Annotated in this window: 18 protein-coding genes; 8 read left to right on the forward strand and 10 right to left on the reverse strand. The window is 52.6% G+C overall.

The window, feature by feature from the left end; all coding sequences use genetic code 11:
• Positions 1 to 30: 30 nt before the first annotated feature.
• The 10 genes from BUF15_RS13830 to BUF15_RS13880 form a co-directional block, all read right to left on the reverse strand.
• Entirely contained in the window at positions 31 to 1,920 is a 1,890-nt protein-coding gene (locus BUF15_RS13830; protein ID WP_073614114.1) for a transketolase C-terminal domain-containing protein, read from the reverse strand.
• 219 nt (positions 1,921 to 2,139) lie between these two features.
• A complete protein-coding gene (locus BUF15_RS13835) occupies positions 2,140 to 2,910 on the reverse strand; it encodes an IclR family transcriptional regulator (protein WP_073614186.1) in 771 nt (256 codons plus the stop codon).
• A 277-nt stretch (positions 2,911 to 3,187) separates the two neighbouring features.
• The gene (locus tag BUF15_RS13840; protein WP_073614116.1) at positions 3,188 to 4,156 is read right to left on the reverse strand and encodes an ABC transporter ATP-binding protein; all 969 of its coding nucleotides are present in this window, start codon (positions 4,154 to 4,156) and stop codon (positions 3,188 to 3,190) included.
• Positions 4,153 to 5,154 (reverse strand): ABC transporter ATP-binding protein, encoded by a 1,002-nt coding sequence (locus BUF15_RS13845; protein ID WP_073614118.1) that lies wholly within the window; start codon positions 5,152 to 5,154, stop codon positions 4,153 to 4,155. The genes BUF15_RS13840 and BUF15_RS13845 overlap by 4 nt, the downstream gene beginning before the upstream one ends.
• Positions 5,155 to 5,159: 5 nt before the next feature.
• A complete protein-coding gene (locus BUF15_RS13850; protein ID WP_073614120.1) occupies positions 5,160 to 6,071 on the reverse strand; it encodes an ABC transporter permease subunit in 912 nt (303 codons plus the stop codon).
• Positions 6,072 to 6,077: 6 nt separating this feature from the next.
• A complete protein-coding gene (locus BUF15_RS13855) occupies positions 6,078 to 7,088 on the reverse strand; it encodes an ABC transporter permease subunit (protein ID WP_073614122.1) in 1,011 nt (336 codons plus the stop codon).
• An 84-nt stretch (positions 7,089 to 7,172) separates the two neighbouring features.
• On the reverse strand, positions 7,173 to 8,768 hold the full coding sequence (locus BUF15_RS13860; protein ID WP_073614124.1) for an ABC transporter substrate-binding protein: 1,596 nt from the start codon (positions 8,766 to 8,768) through the stop codon (positions 7,173 to 7,175).
• 452 nt (positions 8,769 to 9,220) lie between these two features.
• The gene (locus BUF15_RS13870) at positions 9,221 to 10,546 is read right to left on the reverse strand and encodes a uracil-xanthine permease family protein (RefSeq protein WP_073614128.1); all 1,326 of its coding nucleotides are present in this window, start codon (positions 10,544 to 10,546) and stop codon (positions 9,221 to 9,223) included.
• A gap of 173 nt (positions 10,547 to 10,719) precedes the next feature.
• The gene (gene upp / locus BUF15_RS13875; RefSeq protein WP_073614130.1) at positions 10,720 to 11,346 is read right to left on the reverse strand and encodes a uracil phosphoribosyltransferase; all 627 of its coding nucleotides are present in this window, start codon (positions 11,344 to 11,346) and stop codon (positions 10,720 to 10,722) included.
• Between the two features lie 235 nt (positions 11,347 to 11,581).
• Positions 11,582 to 12,484, reverse strand: a complete 903-nt coding sequence (locus BUF15_RS13880) for a DMT family transporter (RefSeq protein WP_073614132.1) — start codon at positions 12,482 to 12,484, stop codon at positions 11,582 to 11,584.
• A 270-nt stretch (positions 12,485 to 12,754) separates the two neighbouring features.
• Between BUF15_RS13880 and BUF15_RS13885 the strand changes: the two genes are divergently transcribed.
• The 8 genes from BUF15_RS13885 (at position 12,755) to BUF15_RS13920 (ending at position 21,248) form a co-directional block, all read left to right on the forward strand.
• A complete protein-coding gene (locus BUF15_RS13885; RefSeq protein WP_073614134.1) occupies positions 12,755 to 13,522 on the forward strand; it encodes a DeoR/GlpR family DNA-binding transcription regulator in 768 nt (255 codons plus the stop codon).
• A 248-nt stretch (positions 13,523 to 13,770) separates the two neighbouring features.
• Positions 13,771 to 15,273, forward strand: a complete 1,503-nt coding sequence (glpD, locus tag BUF15_RS13890) for a glycerol-3-phosphate dehydrogenase (RefSeq protein WP_073614136.1) — start codon at positions 13,771 to 13,773, stop codon at positions 15,271 to 15,273.
• Between the two features lie 29 nt (positions 15,274 to 15,302).
• Positions 15,303 to 16,391, forward strand: a complete 1,089-nt coding sequence (locus BUF15_RS13895; protein ID WP_073614137.1) for an ABC transporter ATP-binding protein — start codon at positions 15,303 to 15,305, stop codon at positions 16,389 to 16,391.
• A gap of 12 nt (positions 16,392 to 16,403) precedes the next feature.
• A complete protein-coding gene (locus BUF15_RS13900; RefSeq protein ID WP_073614140.1) occupies positions 16,404 to 17,489 on the forward strand; it encodes an ABC transporter ATP-binding protein in 1,086 nt (361 codons plus the stop codon).
• Positions 17,489 to 18,367, forward strand: a complete 879-nt coding sequence (locus tag BUF15_RS13905) for a carbohydrate ABC transporter permease (protein WP_073614188.1) — start codon at positions 17,489 to 17,491, stop codon at positions 18,365 to 18,367. Before BUF15_RS13900 ends, BUF15_RS13905 begins: the two co-directional genes overlap by 1 nt.
• 1 nt (position 18,368) lies before the next feature.
• Positions 18,369 to 19,166 (forward strand): carbohydrate ABC transporter permease, encoded by a 798-nt coding sequence (locus BUF15_RS13910; RefSeq protein ID WP_073614142.1) that lies wholly within the window; start codon positions 18,369 to 18,371, stop codon positions 19,164 to 19,166.
• Positions 19,167 to 19,179: 13 nt separating this feature from the next.
• Entirely contained in the window at positions 19,180 to 19,461 is a 282-nt protein-coding gene (locus BUF15_RS13915; RefSeq protein WP_073614143.1) for a DUF2160 domain-containing protein, read from the forward strand.
• Positions 19,462 to 19,577: 116 nt separating this feature from the next.
• The gene (locus BUF15_RS13920; RefSeq protein WP_407642617.1) at positions 19,578 to 21,248 is read left to right on the forward strand and encodes an ABC transporter substrate-binding protein; all 1,671 of its coding nucleotides are present in this window, start codon (positions 19,578 to 19,580) and stop codon (positions 21,246 to 21,248) included.
• Positions 21,249 to 21,314: the final 66 nt, after the last annotated feature.

The following is a 21,314-nucleotide window of genomic DNA, read 5'->3' on the forward strand; positions in this document are numbered from 1 at the left end:
TGTTTTTTCATCGATAAGTGGTGCCTGCCATCAGCCGATCAGGGCACGGATCTTCGCCTTGATATCCTCGCTACCCATACCCTGGTAAGGGATCTGCTCAGTAAGACCGCCCTGTCCCAGTTTGCAGGTACCCATGGTACCAAACTTTGGCGTCAAAGCACGCTCCAGCAGCCAGGTTCCGAAACGACTGCCCAGACCGGTCTTCTGGTTCTGGGTTTCCACTACGAGCACGAAAGGTGCCTTGCCGACTTTAGCGAGCATGTCTTCATCGATCACATTCAGGGTCGGTTTGTTGATAAGACCGACATCGATGCCCTCGGCTTTCAGTTGTTCAACCACGTCGAGGCAGCGATACAGCATCTCGCCATAGCTGACGATATAACCTGCTGAACCTTCGCGAACAACCTCGTCCTTACCCGGAACAAAGGTATACCCTTCATCATACATTTTCTTGCCCGCGGTATCCAAAATCCACGGGGTTGCCGAACGGGTGGAATAGACGAAGCGCAGGCCGGAATCGTTGAATATCGCCTTCAGCATCGATTTCATCTGCAGAGTGTCCGCCGGGAAATAGAGGCGGGTATCATCGTTTTCCGCCAGCGCGTTATCGGCAAAGAAATTGTTGATACCGAAATGACAGGTATTGTCGGCCATGTCATCAACACCGGAGTGAGAGAAATGGGCTATCACATTGGCTTTATTTAAGCGGGCCATAGTGATTTCAGAAATAACCATTTCCTGAAACGCGGCAAAGGTCCCAAAAATGCCAAGACGTCCCGGTTCAGAGCCGAAACCGGCGGCAACCGAATAGTTATTGCGCTCCATGATACCTGCGGTCACATACACTTCTGGGTGGTTCTTACGGATATGGTGCAGACCACAGGAGCCTTCGAGATCGGAGTCAACGACCAGTACTTTTTTCGCCGGCTCGTCAATGCCATCAAGAATTTCACAGACAATCTTGCCGAAATCGTCACGGCATTTGCCAGACTCAGGAGTTGACCCCAGGTAGGTGGTTTTGGTCTTCTCGACCTTGAACGTTTCGAGAATCTCAACAGCTGCGCTGTAGTTCCGTGCTTTCAGGTAATCAACGGCCAAATTCACCGGAATAACATCGTGTCCCTTGGGCAGTCCTTCAATACCTGGTACACCCACTGCCATCTTCCGTCGGTTCACCAGCGCCACAGGGCCGTCAGCAACCATCGCCTGCTGGATGCGGGTAAAGAGTGCATCCAGATCCTCCCCGTTACCAGCATTAACACTGAGTCCGTGTCCTTCCAGGGTTTTCACCAGGTCATAGCCTGGCATATACTGCGTCGGATGACCGGCGATGGTGACATCGTTATCATCGAGCATGAGCTTAACCTTCAGATTACGCATCACCGCATAGCGGGCGGCCTCAGCATCATCACCTTCCATCTGCGAGCCGTCGGAACCGAACATAACCACGATCTTTTCACGGTCAGCCTCAGCAACACCGTTCACGTAGCTCCACATATGACCGAGGCGACCGGAGGAGAAGAATACTCCATCCTTGTCCTCACGCTCCGGATGACCGTAGTAGCCTTTGCCAAATTCCCGATAATGGAGCAAAGATTCTTCATCGCGATGACCGTTTAAAACTGCCATCATATACTGGATGGCAACCCGATGACCCGCCTCATCAAAATAGACCGGGTGCACGGTGTTCGAGCCTTTCATAAAACCGTCAACAATCAGCAACTCCGGCACGATGTCATATGCACCACCGGTATGTCCACCAAGTCCTTTCACATTGGCAAGGGCAGTGAAAAAGACGAGGCTGTCACGGACGATACGGATATTTTCCACCAGAGTGGCACGCTGCTCAGCAGTCAGGGCGGTCTGGCTCAAGTCCAGCTTCAGCGGGGTGTAACCGCTGAGATCAATCGGGAATTTCATTTCTTTCCTCCAGGAAGATCAGCACAATATGACAAGGGTTGTGGTCGAAAAAGTAACGCACCGGGATTAGGCCGTATTTTTATTACTCTACGCCATGCTCACCGGGGAACATGGCTGGACCATAAATCAAGCATGGGTATAGGCACCATTGAGGTACCCATACCCATGTTCAACAACTGCAATACGCATCCCGCCAGCAATACCAGCGGGTCGAGATAATTAATTTTCCGGGCCGCCCAACCGTTTGGTCAGCTCGCTGGCGGTTTCGATGACCTTATTGGTAATGCTCAGCATCTGCTCATAGCTGTCAAGATCGGTCAAAGTAGAAACAGACAGCGCTGCAACCACCTCTCCGGAGTTGTCCCGGACGGGTGCGGAAACGCAGCGAACCATCTTCCAGTTCTCTTCGTCGTCGCTGGCCCAACCTCGCTTGCGAACCTCCTGCAGAGTAGCCTTGACCTCTTCGGGATTGACCCTGGTATTGGGAGTAAGCTTCACGAAATCAACTTTTTTCAGTATCTTGTCCACCTCTTTTTCAGGTTTCCAGGCTAAAAGCACCTTGCCCATGGCGGTGGAGTGAACCCCAACTCGCTTTCCGGCCCAGGTGTCGATAGAGATTGACCCGTGGACGTTTTCCTTTAAGAGATAAATGACCTGAGAATCGTCGAGGATACCCAGATGGACGGTTCTCTGAGTTTCGGTAGAAAGCGATTTGACCAGTGGACGAGCCTCAGTGGTGAGATCCACATGGGAAGCGGCCTTGGCACCCAACTCAATCAATCGAAGACCGAGAGTGTAGCGGGCACTGTCACCAACTTCCCTGACAAAGCCGAGTGATTCCAGTGTGCTGATGGTTTTATAGGTGCTGCTTTTCGGATGGCCGAGCGTTGTATGAATTTCCGTAAACGAAGCTTCACCGCGCTGTAGGAGAAAATCAAGGATCTCGTTGGCCTTGATGAGTGCCGAAACGGCATAGAATTTTTTTGGCATAACCTGAAACACTTAGACATGGGGACTCAGCCGTCCGCATTGATCCAGCTGAGCTGTTACTTACTATTTCGTAAGAATTGCGGGTATCATAAAAACGCACGATGCAACCAACTTCTCCGTCCTGCAGTTTTCAAGACTCTTGGGGGGTGCGTCAAAGTTTCATTTATGAAACCTTTTCCAAAAAATGCTCAATATCGGCCATTATGTCAATATAAAACTCACCGTATACCGTCACCCGGCTGCGCTTTTCTCGCAACCGGGATCAATTGTCCGGTTCTCATTCCTTGGCCACATGACAGGCTACCAGACTTTGACCGACAGTTCGAATCTCGGGTTTCACCTTTGGACAGACATCTATCTTATACGAACAGCGGGGATGGAAAGTACATCCGGAGGGAGGATTCATTGGAGAGGGCAGCTCACCTTTCAAGACAATCCGTCGCTTCTCCTTGAACGGATCTGCTACCGGTGTAGCTGATAAGAGCGCCTGGGTATAGGGGTGTTTGGGATCTTCAAATACCGTATCCCTGCTACCGGATTCCACCGGTACACCCAGATACATAACCATTACCTCATCGGCAATATGATGGACCACCGACAGGTCATGGCTGATAAACAGATATGCCAGTTCCAGACGCTCCTGCAGCTCTACAAGAAGATTCAATATCTGCGCCTGAATCGATACATCGAGGGCGGATACCGGCTCATCAAGTACAAGAATTTCCGGATCAAGCATCAAAGCCCGTGCCACGGCAATACGCTGCCGCTGCCCGCCGGAGAACATATGCGGGTAGCGATCGTAATGCTCCGGCCGGAGGCCGACCAAGGCCAGCATATCCCGTGCTGCCTTTTCACGTTCAGCCTTACTTTGGGTGGTATTGACAAGGAGGGGTTCCTCCAGAGCGTGACCGATCTTCTGCCGGGGATTGAGGGAGCCATAAGGGTCCTGGAAAACAATCTGCACCCTTTTATGGTATTTACGACGCTCGTTGTCGCTCAGTTTCGCCATATCCACGCCGCCGATATTCAGAGAACCGGACGTGGGCCTCTCAATCAGTGTAACCAGGCGGGCCAGGGTTGATTTACCGCAGCCGGACTCACCGACCACTGCCAGCGTTTTGCCACGCTGGAGATTGAAGGTCGCTCCGTCAAGCGCCTTGACCACAGCCGGAGATTTGAAAGCGCCCCGGCTCACATCGTAATGCCGGGCGAGATTTTGTGCCTGAAGTACAATTTCGTTTTTCATGCTGCCGCCTCCCTGTTCTCCGGGTGGCCAACAGGCAGACCCTCTGCCAGAGGATAGTGGCAGAGGGCCCGGCCCATCTCATGGGATGCAACCTTCGGCGGCGTGGTGCGACACAGCTCGGTGGCAAAAGAACATCGTGGCGAAAAGAGGCACCCCTCAGGCCGGTCGAACTGGCCGGGAACCACACCGGGAATTGACGGGAGTTTGCGGGCCTGGCTTCTCTCCGGCAAGGAAGCAAGAAGCGCAGAGGTATAGGGGTGATGAGGGTTGGAAAAGAGCCCACGCACCTCCTGCTTTTCCACCTGCTGACCAGCATATTGGACAACCACCCGCTCGGCCGTCTCCGCTACTACCCCCATGTCATGGGTGATAAGAATGAGCGACATATCCTGTTCTTTCTGGAGTTTCAACAGCAGATCGAGAATCTGTGCCTGGATGGTCACATCAAGTGCGGTAGTCGGTTCGTCGGCAATCAACAGCCGGGGGTTGCAGCTGATGGCCATGGCAATCATCACCCTTTGACTCATACCACCGGACAACTGGTGCGGGAAAGCCGATAACCGTTTTTGCGGCTCGGGAATACCCACCAGTTCAAGAAGTTCCAAAGCCCTGGCGTTGCATGCCCGACGGTCCATATTTTTATGAACCTTGAGGGACTCGGTAAGCTGAAAACCGACGGTGAAGCAGGGGTTGAGGCTCGTCATCGGTTCCTGGAAGATCATGGTCATTTCCGAGCCGACGATGGACCGTCGTGTCTTCTTGTCCATTGTCAGCATATCTTTGCCGTCAAACCTGAGCACATCGGCAGTGACAGTGGCAGTCCAGGGGAGTAACCCCATCAAGGCCAGCATAGCCACCGATTTCCCGGAGCCGGACTCGCCGACAATGGAGACGATGTCGCCGGGTTCAACATTGAGTGTCACTCCGTCTACCGCCTTGAATTGCCCTCCGGCGGTGAGAAATGAAACCGATAAATTCTGTATTTCAAGTAATGGCATTTCGTTTATGACCGTTTAAGTTTCGGATCAAGGGCATCACGCAGCCCGTCCCCCATCAGATTGATCGCCAGAACCGTGAGCAGGATAGCAAGACCTGGGAAAGTCACTACCCACCAGGCCCTCAGGATAAACTCCCGCGCTTCAGCGAGCATTGTGCCCCATTCCGGGGTCGGTGGCTGAGCGCCAAGACCAAGGAAACCGAGCGCCGCGGCATCAAGAATGGCGGTGGAAAAACTGAGTGCAGCCTGGACGATCAACGGGGCCATGCAGTTCGGGAGGATGGTGACAAACATCAGGCGTAACTGTTTCACCCCGATAACCCGGGCAGCCGTCACATAATCCTTTGTCATCTCGCCGATCACCGCAGCACGGGTAAGTCGCACGTAATGCGGCTGTTGAACAATGGCGATGGCTATCATGGCGTTCATCAGGCTCGGCCCCAAAAGGGCGACGAGTACCAGCGCCAGCAGCAAGCTGGGAAAGGCCAGCACGACATCCATGATCCGCATAATGGCGGTATCCACCCGGCCCCGGAAAAAACCGGCACAGAGCCCAAGAAAGATGCCGGCAAAGAGTGATATCGAAACAACGATACAGCCGATAAACAAGGAGTAACGGGACCCGTAGATCAGCCGGGACAACACATCGCGGCCAACCGCATCGGTGCCAAGCGGAAAGCGCAGGCTGCCACCATCCTGCCAGAACGGCGGTTGCAGAAACGCTTCGCGATACTGGACATTGGATGCATGTGGCGCCAGGAAATCGGCGAAAACTGCGATGAGCACAATGCAGACGAAAAAGAAAAGACCGACTACGGCGCCCCGGTTTTCGCTGAAGTAAGCCCAGAACTCTTGAAGAAGAGCCATTCTACCACTCCGGCGAGTATCCAGTGGGACCTGAAGAGAGACTTCTGACATAATAAATTACTCTGTGTGTCGAATTTGGGGATTGATAAGTCCGTAAAGCAGATCAACAACGAGATTGACCATCATGACTACCGCAGCAATGAGCAGCAGTCCGCCCTGCACCGAGGGATAATCACGCCGGGAAATCGAATCGACCATCCATTTGCCGATTCCCGGCCAGGAGAAGATCGTTTCTGTGAGAATGGCACCGGCAAAGAGTACGCCCACCTGGAGACCTATAACGGTTATAACCGGAATCATCGCGTTACGAAGCGCGTGCAATCCGATAACACGACCCGGCCCTAATCCTTTCGCTTTGGCGGTGCGAACATAATCTTCACCCAGCACTTCGAGCATAGCCGAACGGGTTTGCCGGGCGATCACCGCGAGCGGTATGGTGCCAAGCACAATGGCAGGCAATATCAGGTGCGAAAGCGCTGAAGAAAACGCACCTTCCTGCCCTGACATGAGGCTGTCTATCAGCATGAAACCAGTAACAGGCTCAAAATAATACAGGAGCGAAATGCGACCTGAAACAGGCGTCCATCCGAGGATACCGGAAAAGAAAATAATAAGCAGCAAGCCCCACCAGAAAATCGGCATGGAGTAACCGGTGAGCGCCCCCGCCATTACTGTATGATCAAAAACCGACCCCCGTCTTGTGGCGGCAATCATCCCGGCCGGCAAGCCGATAAACACGGCAATTATAATGGCACAGAGCGACAGCTCGATGGTGGCGGGAAAAAGCGTGAAAAACTCTTTTGTAACCGGTTTCTTGGTGATAATTGACTTACCGAGATCCCCCTGAGCAAGATCACCGATATAGGAGAGGTACTGCTCCCAGACCGGGCGGTCAAAGCCATACTCCTTCATCAACGCGGTGTGGCGTTCCTCACTCATACCGCGTTCACCCGCCATCAGGAGGACAGGATCACCCGGCAGCAGCCGGATGAAGATAAAGGCTACCAAGGTTACCCCGAAAAAAGTGGGGATGAGCACGCCCAGTTTTCGTAACAGAAATGTAATCATGTGGAATTACGTCTAAGTGACTTCATTATTAAACACAGATGAGGGCCGGAAACCTTTATGGCAATCCGGCCCGCAGGGAGAACACTACTTCAGGTCAACGCCATAGAAGATATGGCCACCGAAAGGATCGATCTTGTAATTGACGACCTCTTTGCGGAGCGGTTCATAAACAACTGAGTGAGCGATGGTTGCCCATGGGGCCTGCTCTTTAAAAACAACCTGGGCCTGTTCATACAGCTTGGTCCGCTCAGCCGGATCGGCAACGATCTTAGCTTTCTGGATCAGGTCCTCAAACGGCTGGTAGCACCATTGAGAGCGGTTTGCACCACCAACGGCATCACAACCAAGGAGTACGGCCAGGAAGTTGTCTGGATCACCATTGTCACCGGTCCAGCCCAGCAGTACCGCACCATCACGATCCTTCTCTTTTGAACGCTTGAGGTACTCGCCCCACTCGTAGGAAACGATCTCGGCATTGACACCGACTTTAGCCCAGTCGGCCTGAATAATCTCGGCCATCCGGCGAGCATTGGGATTATACGGACGCTGTACCGGCATTGCCCAGACTTTGGTAGTCAGATCCTTGACCCCGGCTTCTTCCAGCATCTTCTTGGCTGCGACTGGATCATAGGGATCATCCTGGACCGCATCGTTATAGGACCAGATGGTCGGCGGAATCGGGTTCTTTGCAACTTTACCAGCGCCCTGGAAAACGGCGTCGAGAATCGCCTGTTTGTTAATCGCCATATTCAGCGCTTTACGTACGGCAGGCTTGTCAAACGGCGGGGTCATGGTGTTATACGCCAGATACCCTACGTTCAGTCCCTCTTTCTGCATCAGGTTGACATCCGGATCCTTGCTCATTGCCTCAAGATCAGCCGGGTTCGGATACGGCATGACATGACACTCGCCAGCCTTCAACTTCTGGTAACGAACGGAAGCATCAGGAGTAATGGCGAAAACCAGATCATCGATAGGTGCTTTACCAGCCCAGTATTCCGGGTTGGCTTTATAGCGAATAACCGCGTCCTTCTGATAGGCGACGAGTTGGAAAGGACCGGTGCCGACAGGCTCCTGATCAATCACTTCCGGCGTACCTGCAGCCATCAATTTGTCTGCATATTCAGCCGAGAAAATGGAAGCAAAGTCCATAGCGAGGTTTGCCAGCATCGGCGCTTCCGGTTTTTTCAGGACAAACTTCACGGTATAATCATCGACCTTTTCGATTTTCTCGATCAGATCGGGCATGCCCATACCGTCAAAATATTCATAAGTGCCGCCGGAAACCTTATGGAACGGATGTTCTTTGTCGAGCTGACGCATAAAGGAGAACACGACGTCATCCGCATTGAAATCACGGCTGGGGGTGAACCCTTTGGTGGTATGAAACTTGACGCCTTTTCGAAGATTGAAGGTGTATACTTTACCATCTTCGGAAATATCCCAGGTCTCAGCCAGACCGGGAACGATCTTGGTTTCGCCACGCTCAAACTCCACCAGTTTGTTGAAGATCTGACGGGACGTAGCGTCAAAGGTGGTGCCGGCGGTGTAAAAGGCCGGGTTGAACCCTTCGGGACTGCCTTCAGAGCAGTAAACCAGGGTTTTGGCCTGGGCGCCAAGTGCCGCCATGGTTAATAATGATGCACCGCAGAACGCTGCAAACAGTTGGGTCTTCTTCATGTTGTGTCTCTCCTCTTTTCATGTTTTTCCGATGGTTGCCGGTCACGCAAAAAAAGTGCGAAAACCGACTTCGGTCTGGCAACAGGTCGTACTTTTTCTGAAAGCGTATTCAGCTTTCGCCAGGTCCCTCAGGGCCTGGTTGATCGAAAAAAAACAGCTCTTCAATTCTCTTCTCCCGGAAATTCTCTCGCCGCCCACTCTCAATTCGCAACGTTGAGAAGACACGGAGAGCACTGCCTCAGCAGTTTTCCAGGAATTACTGTCGCAACAATCAGATTTCTTCTGCCTAGAGCTATACCCTATTTGACGTTAAGGTCAAGCACATTAGACAGCTTTTTATCGGTGATAGATGACTATCACCTCGCGACACTCTACACCACTGTGTATCAAGGCACAACAGCCCGTCGACCTGCCAAATGATTTACCGGCATGCCGACGGGTTATAAAAGATGCTACCCTCTTTCTTTAGGCAGTATGAGGTTTAAAAGCAAGCCCAGAATGCCTGCAAGGCCTATCTTTTCTATTGCAAAGGCACCAGCAGTAAATTTCATGCCGCCGATACCACAAACCAGGATGACGGCCACAATGATGAGATTGCGTGGTGTAGTGAGATCCTTTCCGGCCCTTACCAGGGTATTGATACCGACAACGGTGATCATACCAAAAAGCAGGATCATAATGCCCCCCATAACCGGCGTCGGAATGGTGGCCAGCAACGCCCCGATCTTACCGACAAAAGAGAGCATAATGGCACACAGCGCCGCCCAGGTCATGATGGCCGGGTTAAAAGCCTTGGTCAGTGCCACCGCACCACTTACCTCTGAATAGGTGGTGTTCGGCGGACCACCGAGCATGGAGGCAATGGAAGTTGCAATTCCGTCTCCCAACATGGTTTTATGGATACCAGGATTTTTCACATAATCCTTGCCAGTAATGGAACTCACAGCCAGAATATCGCCCACATGCTCGATCGCCGGGGCAATGGCCACAGGCACGATAAAGAGCACCGCTTCCCAACGCCATTCGGGCATAACGAAAGCGGGCATCGCCAGCCAGGCTTTTTCCGCCACCGGTTTCATGGAGATAAGTGCGGGAGCAGTCCAGTTCTGCAGCCCCTGGAGGTCACCATTTGCGAAAGCGGTCTGCACCGAAGCGGTGAACCCGGTCATATCCAACACCAATGAGGTGGCATAACCGGCGATGATGCCGCAGAGAATCGGGATAAGCTTCAACCAGCCACGCCCCAGCAGTGAGACCATCGCAGTGGTGACCAGCGAGACACCAGCAATGATCATGGCGGTTTTTTCCGGCACCAGCCAGGCAGAGCCGTCTCCGGTACGACCCATGGCCATATGGACGGCCACCGGTGCCAAGACCAGGCCGATAACCATGATCACCGGCCCGGTAACAATGGGCGGCAGAATCTTCTGCAGCACTTCCGAGCCGAAAACTCGAATGAGAAAACTGATTATCACATACAGGAGGCCGGCGGCGGCAAGTCCACACATGGTTGCAGGAATGCCCCAAGTCTGGACACCGTAAATAATCGGGGCGATAAAGGCAAAAGAGGACGCCAGGAAGACCGGTACCTGTCCTTTGGTAATCACTTGGAAAACAAGGGTTCCGAGACCGGCGGTAAAGAGCGCGACGTTCGGGTCAAGCCCCGTCAGGATCGGAACCAGTACCAAGGCACCGAAAGCCACAAAGAGCATCTGTGCTCCCAGCAGGCTGTCACTGAGCCGGAAGCAGTAATCAGTGGCAAGCTTTTTGTCTGACATAACACATTCCTCCAATTGCATAATAGCGGTAATTCTATTGGTAAAAAACCGGCGTATCGCACTGTTTTTCAGACAGCATCGAGCCGGGGTAAAATGTCGCCCCTAACCGGGTTCGACAGGAACACTCATGACAAAAAAAAAGTCATTACAGAGACTGTAATGACTTGTATCGGCTACTTGGTGCCGAAGATCTTATCTCCGGCGTCCCCTAGCCCTGGTAATATATATCCTACCTCGTTGAGTTTTTCATCTATTGAGGCAACATAGATATCAACATCCGGGTGTGCTGCGGTGATCTTGGCAATGCCTTCAGGCGCCGCCACAAGGAACAGTCCCTTGATGGTCTTGCAGCCAGCTTTCTTTAAGGTTTCAATGGTGGCCATAAGGGTGCCGCCTGTGGCCAGCATCGGATCAAGGATAAGCGCTGTGCGCTCTTCAATGTTCAACGCCGTCTTCACATAATATTCCACCGGCATAAGGGTTTCCTCATTACGGTAGTAACCGACAACGCTCACCTTGGCTGACGGAATCATGTCAATGACGCCATTCATCATCCCAAGTCCGGCCCGAAGAATTGGTACAATGGTAATTTTTTTCCCCTTGATCTCTTCGACCACCACAGGACCGGCCCAGCCTTGGATAGTTTTGGTCTGGGTCTCCATTCCTTTGGTCGCTTCGTAGGTCAACAATCTGGCAACTTCTGATGAAAGATCGCGGAAGTCTTTGGTGGAAATATCATGCTGACGCATGAGACCCAGCTTGTGCTTAATCAGTGGATGATCGGCAACATGAACAGCCATGGTGTTCTCCTTGTGTAGGCGTTGGTGGGTGAACAAAATGAGGCACTGCCCGCTCGAACAGACAACAGCACCACGGGGACGCATGTCGGCAGGATAACATCAGAATATCATGCAAAACTCAGCACCTGCTCGATTTGTCAGGATAGCATTCGTGCGCCACAGATGGTTCATCTGATAAAAAAAAACGCGGGAAAAAGCAAGGTTTTTCACGGGCCGGTTCCACCCGGTTTTTTGTTTATTGGAGCGGGCGCGGACGACCGATTCCTGTAAGCGGCACCAGCTCGACCGCCATAATCCCGACGAGAATCAGCACTGCGCCCGACATCTGGAAAAGACTGAGACGCTCACCAAGAAAAAGATAGCCGGCACAGGCGGCAAAAACCGTTTCCGAACTGAGGATAATGGCCGCATCGGCCGCCTGGGTATAGCGCTGCCCAACCACCTGCAGGGTAAAGGCCATGCCGACGGAAAAGACCCCGACATAACCGATGCCGAAAAGTGCGCTGGTAAAGTCGTGAAGCTGTGGATACTCCACAATAGCCCCAAGCGTCAGCCCAAAAACTCCGCATACCAGAAACTGCGTGGTTGCGACAACGAGAGGCGCACGGGTGCGGGAGGCAGCATGCCCGACCATCAGCACATGGGCAGCCCAGAACAGGGTGCTACCGATGACCCAGAAATCACCAATCCGCAACTCAACATCTGCAGCACCACTCATTATATAGGTACCTATGAAACAGCCAACAGAAGCCGGCCAAACCACCCAGTGCACCCGACGTCTGAGGAGCACCAGGCCGATCAAGGGAACCATGGGCACGTAAAGGGCGGTAAGAAAGCCGGCATTGGTTACGGTGGTTCGCAAAATTCCGTGCTGCTGCAGCATTGCTGCTGTGCCAAGGGTCAGCCCGATCAGGATCATCAGATACCAGTCGTTTGGGACGAAGCGATGTTCGTTTGCATGAACCCGGCGAAACTGCATGGAGGCGAACGGCAACACCACCAGTCCCCCCAACAGAAAACGGGCCCCGGTAAAGCTGATGGTCCCGAGGGTGCCGGTCCCCACCTGCTGGGCCACAAAAGCACTGCCCCAGATCATGGCGGCGAGCATAAGAATGAGATTGGCCCGTAATCGGCTCATACTAATATCCAGTGTTAAAACAATATGTGAAAAACGTGATTTCGCTGACAGGAAGGCGCCTGGCAGTATACCTATTTAATCTGATTTGACAAGATACCTGCACGGGAAAGCAGACACAGTCGAAAGCAACCCTTTCGTTCCCCATCTTCTATATGTTCGTTTTTGCACTTTTAGAGTTTCATTTGAAATTGCAATTGACATTGGCAGGGGGTTACAGAATAATACATGAAGTTGCAGTGTTGCCAACTCCTTCTCATACAGGAACCATCTATGGATTATCTCTCCCCAAGGCAAAATCAGATTCTGGCCATCGCCCGCGAGCAGGGCCGAGTCGACGTCGAGGATCTTTCCCGGTCATTTGAAGTATCTCCCCAGACCATCCGGAAAGACTTGAACGACCTCTGCGAAAGGCAGCTGCTCCAACGTATTCATGGTGGAGCGATTGTCGGTTCCGGCATCGAGAACGTCAGCTACGAAGCGCGTCGCCTGCTGGCCCCAGACAGCAAGAAGGTAATTGGCATCCGCGCCGCCCAACTCATTCCCGACAATAGCTCCATGCTGATCAACATCGGCACAACCACCGAACAGGTGGCCCACGCCCTCAAGGATCACCACGGTCTCCTGGTAATCACCAACAACGTCAACGCTGTCCATATCATGAAAAATTTCATGGGCATTGAGCTGATCATCGCCGGCGGCCTGGTTCGCCGCTCGGACGGCGGCATCATTGGTGTAGCGGCGGTGGACTTTATCAACCAGTTCAAGGTCGATTATGCCGTTATCGGGGTTTCTGCCATCGATGAGGATGGCTCACTCCTCGACTACGACTACAGGGAGGTTCGAGTGGCCCAGGCGATTATCGAAAACGCTCGCCAGGTCATTCTGGTGGCGGACTTGATGAAACTCGAACGTAACGCCCCTGTTCGTATCGGCCACATCTCCCAGATCGACACGGTTGTCACCGATGGCGAGTTTCCTCAGAAGCTGAAAGCCATCTGCAAAGAAAATGGCGTCAAAATCGTGATCGCCAGAAATTAAAGCCCCTGCCAAACTCGTAAACCGAGTTTCTGTAACAATAAGAGACATAAAGATATCATTATATTTTGGCCTTTTTTGTTAGGTACGCACCCACAAGGAACTTTTTGTAAAACTGATCAATATTTTCACTTGAATAGATATTTATTTTCGATTAATTGTTGATTCAGGTTTGATTCGAAACCACATATTGCTTAAGATGAAACCAGTTTTCTAATAAAGCAGTAACTCTTTGAGCGGAGGCTACAACCATGAACACCCCTGTTTACGATGTCGCTATAATAGGTGGAGGCATTAATGGCTGTGGTATTGCGCGAGACGCGGCCGGCAGGGGGTTGTCAGTATTTCTCTGTGAGCAAAACGACCTGGCCAGTGGAACGTCCTCATCTTCCACCAAACTCATCCATGGCGGACTGAGATATCTCGAATATTATGAATTCCGCCTTGTCCGGGAAGCGCTGACCGAACGTGAAGTACTCCTCAGGGCCGCCCCGCACATCATTTGGCCGCTTCGCTTTATCCTTCCCCATCATAAAGGTCTTCGTCCAGCCTGGCTCATCAGGCTCGGACTCTTTCTCTATGACAACCTGGGCGGCAGAAAACTCCTGCCCGGCACCACCACTGTCGACCTCACCACCGACGAAGCTGGTACTCCACTTAAAGGCGACTTCAGCAAAGGATTTGAATATTCCGACTGCTGGGTCATTGACAGCCGGCTCGTGGTGTTAAATGCCATGGACGCCGTCGACCACGGCGCGGTGATTCATACCCGCACAACCTGCCTTGGCGCCATCCGGGAAAACAACCTCTGGACCATAACCCTTGCCGACGGCCGCACCGGGGAGAAACGAACCATCCAGGCGAAAGCGTTAGTCAATGCCAGCGGCCCCTGGATGGATACGACCATTGCCACCCTGGAGCACAAAGCCTCCAAGGAACATATCCGCATGGTGAAGGGCAGCCATATTATCGTGAAGAAGATTTTCAACCATTCACGTGCCTATATCTTCCAGAATGCGGACGGACGAATCATCTTCGCGATCCCCTATGAACAGGACTTCACCCTCATCGGCACAACCGATGTCGATTTCCATGGAGATCCATCCGCTGTAGCCATTACTGACGATGAGATTAATTACCTTTGCCAGGCGGCCAGTGAATACTTCACATCTCCCGTTACCCCTGAAAGCGTGGTGAGCAGTTACTCCGGTATTCGGCCGCTGTTTGATGACGGAAAAAGTGACGCCAAGGCCGCAACCCGCGACTATGTGTTAAAACTGGAATCGTCAAACGAAACCGCGCCACTCATTTCCATCTACGGTGGCAAGATCACCACCTACCGAAAGCTGGCGGAATCGGTACTTGAAAAGTTGTCTCCATATCTACCTGGAATGGGCCATCCCTGGACAGCTGACGCCTCCATGCCCGGCGGTGATTTTGCACCCGACAAGTTTGCTGGAGAAGTTCAGCGACTTATGAATGGCTGCCCCATTCTCTCAAAAACACACGCTACCCGCCTGGTGCGGACCTATGGCACCAAGGCTTTGGTTATGACCAGGCCGCTTGCCAAGACAGAAGATATGGGTGTCTGCTTTGGCGGCGATCTTTACGAATTTGAGGTCAAGTATCTCATCCGGCACGAATGGGCACAGACAGCAGCAGATGTGCTCTGGCGCCGGACCAATCTGGGCCTTGTGCTCAGCAGCCAGGAAGCGGATGTTCTGCAAGCCTGGATGGAACAACAGCACCAGTAAATCCTTCTTACAACTAAAAGGGCGAAACGATGCAGCTTCAGCTAGAAAATGTCTGCAAAAAGGTTGGTAAAGACTTTCACATCCGTGACGTCAACCTGACCCTGGAAGCTGGAACGCTTAACATTCTTCTCGGACCGACGCTGTCAGGAAAAACTTCCCTGATGCGGCTGATGGCCGGACTTGACCAACCGACCTCCGGTCGGGTCCTGGTTAACGGTGAAGATGTTACCGGCGTTCCTGTGCAGAAACGAAACGTGGCAATGGTCTATCAGCAGTTCATTAACTATCCGAATCTGACTGTTTACGAAAATATCGCCTCCCCGCTACGGATTGCCAAAACTCCTAAGGACGTTATCGCGAAGAAAGTGCAGGAAATGGCAGACCTGTTAAAACTCGGACCGATGCTGAAACGCAGCCCACAGGAGCTCTCCGGTGGCCAGCAGCAGCGTACGGCGCTTGCCCGGGCCCTGGTAAAAGGTGCGGGGCTGGTCCTGCTCGATGAGCCGCTTGCCAACCTCGACTACAAACTGCGTGAGGAGTTGCGCGAGGAGTTCCCGAGAATATTCGCCGCCACCGGCTCCATCTTCGTCTATGCCACCACCGAACCTTCGGAAGCACTGCTTTTAGGCGGCAACACCGCACCGCTCCATGAAGGCACGGTGACCCAGTTCGGCGAAACCATTAAGGTTTTCCGCAGGCCACAAAATCTGATCACAGCCCAGATTTTCTCCGATCCCCCGCTGAATGTTCTTCCGGTAACCAAGCTGAACAATACCATGCTCTTCAAAAGCCATGTAGAGGTACCGCTGGTTGGCAAACTACCGGAACTGCCGGATGCTGACTACACCATCGCCTTCCAGCCCAACAATCTCTCCATTATCCGAAAGGCTGATTCAGATATCAGCGTGAAGGCCAAGGTGGCGGTTACAGAGATAACCGGTTCCGAAAGTTATATTCACGTTGATGTTGCCGGGCTACGCTGGGTTGTTCTCGCCCATGGCATTCATAACATCGATATCGACGCCACCATCGAGGTCTTTCTCGATCCCTCCACATTTTATGTCTTTGACAAAAATCATAACCTCGTGGTCACCCCAGCGTCTGTTTCCGAGGCATAAAAGGAGAATATCATGGCCAATATCACCTTAAAGGAAATTGCCCACTCGTACACAGGAGAATCGGAAAATCCTGATGACTTCGCCTTAAAAAGGCTGGATCTCACCTGGCGCGATGGCGGCGCTTATGCATTGCTGGGCCCTTCCGGCTGCGGTAAGACTACCCTGTTGAACATCATCTCAGGATTGTTGATACCCACCCGAGGGCAGATCCTCTTTAACGACCAGGATGTCACCAGACTCTCAACTGAGCAGCGCAATATTGCTCAGATCTTCCAGTTTCCTGTAATCTACGACACGATGACGGTGTTTGAGAACCTGGCATTTCCTCTCAAAAACCGTGGACGATCCAAAAAAGAGATCGAACCGCGCGTCATCGCCCTGGCCCAGATGCTCGGGCTTGAGAATAGTCTGCACACCAAGGCCCAGCATCTCACCGCCGATTTAAAACAGAAGATCTCCCTTGGCCGCGGCCTCATTCGCCAGAGTGTCAACGCCATCCTGTTTGACGAACCGCTCACCGTCATCGACCCGCAGATGAAATGGGAGCTGCGCTCGCAGCTCAAACATCTGCATAAGAAATTCGGCTTCACCATGATCTATGTCACCCATGACCAGACCGAGGCGCTGACCTTTGCCGACGAGGTTGTGGTAATGTATGAAGGCAAGATCGTTCAGGTAGGAACCCCTGAAGAGCTCTTTGAAAAACCGGCACACACCTTTGTCGGCTACTTCATTGGCTCTCCGGGCATGAACATCGTTCCCTGCGAGCTGCAAGGCAGGACAGCCCTGGTCAAGGGGCAGTCGATCGATCTTGGAACCAGCTATGCCAGCCCGACTTCGAAAAACGTCAAACTGGGTGTCCGGCCCGAGCATCTTTCCCTCAACCCTCCGGGTGAGGAAGGGTTGCCGGTACGGATCGTCAAGGTTGACGATATCGGTCGACACAAAATCGTCAAGGTGGCGCTGGATGATGCCATTTTCAACGTCATCATGCCGGAAGTAGCCGCCATGACCGGCGATATGGGATCGCTTGTCATGAGCAGCGATCATGTGAACATCTACGTCGATGAAAATCGCGTAACAGGAGGAACACTGTGATCCAGAAACAGGTAAATCAGAAGGCATGGTTTATGGTCCTGCCTGTATTTCTCATCGTGGCCTTCAGTGCCGTCATTCCACTTATGACCGTCGTCAACTACTCGGTCCAGGACACATTCGGCAACAACGTGTTTTCCTGGTACGGCCTTGGCTGGTTTGAGGAAATCATTCATTCTCCCCGTTTTCATGACGCGTTCTTACGTCAGCTGCTCTTTTCCGGAATCATTCTCGCTATCGAGATTCCTTTAGGCATCTGCATTGCCCTCGCCATGCCCAAAAAAGGCTGGGGAGTTCCCGTCTGCCTCGTGACCATGGCCCTGCCGCTACTCATCCCCTGGAACGTTGTCGGCACTATCTGGCAGATTTTTGGCCGGGTTGACATCGGACTGCTGGGTCACACCCTGGCTCAAATGGGTATAAATTACAACTATGTCCAGGATCCTCTGGCTGCGTGGCTCACCGTTATCGTCATGGATGTCTGGCACTGGACCAGCCTGGTGGTACTGCTCTGCTATGCCGGTCTCTGTTCCATTCCCGATGCCTATTACCAGGCTGCAAAGATCGATGGCGCCACCCGCTTGGCTGTTTTCCGTTACATCCAGCTGCCGAAAATGCAGCGGGTTCTCTTAATCGCCGTCCTGCTCCGATTCATGGATTCGTTCATGATATATACCGAGCCATTTGTCATCACCGGCGGCGGCCCCGGCAATTCGACCACCTTCCTCTCCATCGATCTGGTGAAGATGGCTATTGGCCAGTTCGATCTCGGCCCGGCCGCGGCGATGTCTCTTATCTATTTCCTCGTTATCCTCTTGCTCTCCTGGGTATTCTACACCGTTATGAGCAACGTCGGAGAAGAGTCCAAAGGAGGACACTGATATGAAAACGAAATGGATTGTCCCAACCTTATATATCATTTTTCTGCTCCTGCCCATTTACTGGCTGTTGAACATGAGCCTGAAGAACAACACCGAGATTCTGTCTGTTTTCAGTCTCTGGCCCCAGGACCTGACACTTGACAATTACCGGGTCATCTTCAACGATCCATCATGGTATTCCGGGTACATCAACTCAATGATCTACGTTTCCATCAACGTGGTCATCTCTGTATCCTGTGCCTTACCTGCCGCCTATGCCTTTTCTCGCTATAGTTTCTTAGGCGACAAGCACCTCTTTTTCTGGCTGCTCTCCAACAGAATGGCACCGCCAGCGGTTTTTGCCCTGCCGTTTTTCCAGCTCTACTCGTCGGTCGGCCTGTTCGATACGCACCTGGCCGTGGCACTGGCGCATTGTCTGTTCAACCTGCCGCTGGCGGTCTGGATTCTTGAAGGCTTCATGTCCGGCATACCAAAGGAAATTGATGAGACGGCCTTTATCGACGGCTATTCATTCCCCAAATTTTTCGTCAAAATCTTTATTCCCAATATTGCATCCGGAATCGGCGTTACCGCCTTCTTCTGTTTCATGTTTTCTTGGGTTGAGCTGCTCCTGGCCCGGACCCTGACCTCGGTCAACGCAAAGCCCATTTCAGCCATCATGACCAGAACGGTTTCCGCCTCCGGCCTTGACTGGGGCGTACTTGCAGCTGCAGGCATGCTGACTATCGTTCCCGGAGCTCTGGTCATCTGGTTCGTACGAAATCATATTGCCAAGGGATTTGCCCTTGGACGTGTTTAAGAAGGAGGCTCGCATGGACTTCAGCTGGATGGCATGGACCAAACCCACGGCATACTTTTTCCTTACCATTTTATGTTTTCTCATCACACTTACCGTGTGGGAGATAAAAGTTCCGGGAGGCAACCCGAGAAACAGTGTGCTCGGCTTTGAGACCACACGCGGGGACAGGCTGTTCATGTCCCTGTTGGGATCTGCCTACATTCATATTTTCTGGATCGCGCTCACTTCCGCCAGTGTCTGGTGGGCGTTTGCGATCGCGATTCTGTTTGCAATCTGTGTGTTTAGTTTTGTGTAGGTCGTAGTGAGGTTGTTGTACCGCCGTCGCAAAAGCTGTGGCGGTTTAATCGCAAAACACTAGAGGAGAAAAAAATGATCAAAAAACTGGCAACAGCAGCAGCAGTAGTAACGATCATGGCAGGTTCCGCCTACGCCGGTATGGACGAGGCCAAAACGTGGGTGGATTCTGAGTTCCAACCGTCAACACTCTCCAAAGATGATCAGCTCAAGGAGATGGAATGGTTCGTGAAAGCCGCCGAACCGTTCAAAGGCATGGAAATCAATGTCGTTTCTGAAACAATCACCACCCATGAGTACGAATCAAAGACTCTCGCCAAGGCGTTTTCTGAGATTACCGGTATCAAGTTGACCCACGACCTTATCGGCGAGGGTGACGTTATCGAGAAACTGCAGACCCAGATGCAGTCCGGCAAAAACATCTATGATGCCTTCATCAACGATTCCGACCTTATCGGTACCCACTTCCGCTATCAGCAGGTTGTTCCTCTGACCGACTACATGACCGGCGAAGGCAAGGACGTTACCAACCCGATGCTCGATGTCGATGACTTTATCGGCAAGACCTTTACCACTGGCCCGGATGGCAAACTTTACCAGATTCCGGATCAGCAGTTCGCGAACCTCTACTGGTTCCGTTACGACTGGTTCAAACGTCCTGACCTACAGGCGAAATTCAAAGAGATTTACGGCTACGACCTTGGCGTACCTGTCAACTGGTCCGCCTATGAGGATATCGCCGAGTTCTTCTCAGAGAAAGTAAAAGAGATCGACGGTGTACGCGTATACGGCCATATGGATTACGGCAAGAAAGATCCTTCTCTTGGCTGGCGTTTCACCGATGCATGGTTCTCCATGGCTGGTGCCGGCGACAAGGGCATCCCGAACGGTCTGCCGGTTGATGAATGGGGTATTCGTGTAGAAGGCTGTAATCCAGTCGGTTCTTCTGTTTCCCGCGGTGGTGCCACCAACGGCCCTGCTGCTGTTTACGCCCTTACCAAATATGTTGATTGGCTGAAGAAATATGCACCGCCCGAAGCAGCCGGCATGACCTTCTCTGAAGCAGGCCCGGTTCCTGCCCAGGGTGCAATCGCTCAGCAGATCTTCTGGTACACCGCGTTCACCGCAGATATGGCCAAACCCGGCACCCCGGTTGTTGACGAGAATGACAACCCGAAATGGCGTATGGCTCCTTCCCCACATGGTCCGTACTGGGAAGAAGGTATGAAACTTGGCTATCAGGATGCCGGTTCCTGGACTCTGATGAAATCTACCCCGGAAGATCGTCGTAAGGCCGCCTGGCTCTATGCCCAGTTCGTCATCTCCAAGACCGTCAGCCTCAAGAAGACCCATGTTGGTTTGACCCCGATCCGCGAAAGCGACATCCAGCACGAGTCCTTCACCGAGCGCGCCCCGAAACTTGGTGGTCTGGTGGAATTCTACCGCAGCCCGGCCCGTGTCCAGTGGACCCCGACCGGCACCAACGTACCTGACTATCCGAAACTTGCTCAGCTCTGGTGGCAGAACGTAGCCGATGCAGTTACCGGCGACAAGACCCCGCAGCAGGCTTTGGATTCACTGGCCGAGCAGCAGGATAAGGTTATGGAGCGTCTTGAGAAATCCGGTGTCCAGGGCGAATGCGGCCCGAAACTCAACAAGCCGCAGGATCCGTCTTACTGGCTGAACCTGCCGGGTTCCCCGAAAGCCAAAGTGGCCAACGAGAAGCCGAAAGGTATGACCGTCGATTACGACGAGCTGGTCAAGAGCTGGGAAGCCGCAAAGAAGTAAGCTGACTGTACCATAGAATCCCGTGCCAGCCTCCAGGCGGGATTCGTTTTTTCCTGCAGGCTGGAG

It is taken from the genome of Desulfopila aestuarii DSM 18488, from assembly GCF_900143695.1.
In the GTDB taxonomy this organism is placed as follows: Bacteria; Desulfobacterota; Desulfobulbia; order Desulfobulbales; family Desulfocapsaceae; genus Desulfopila; species Desulfopila aestuarii.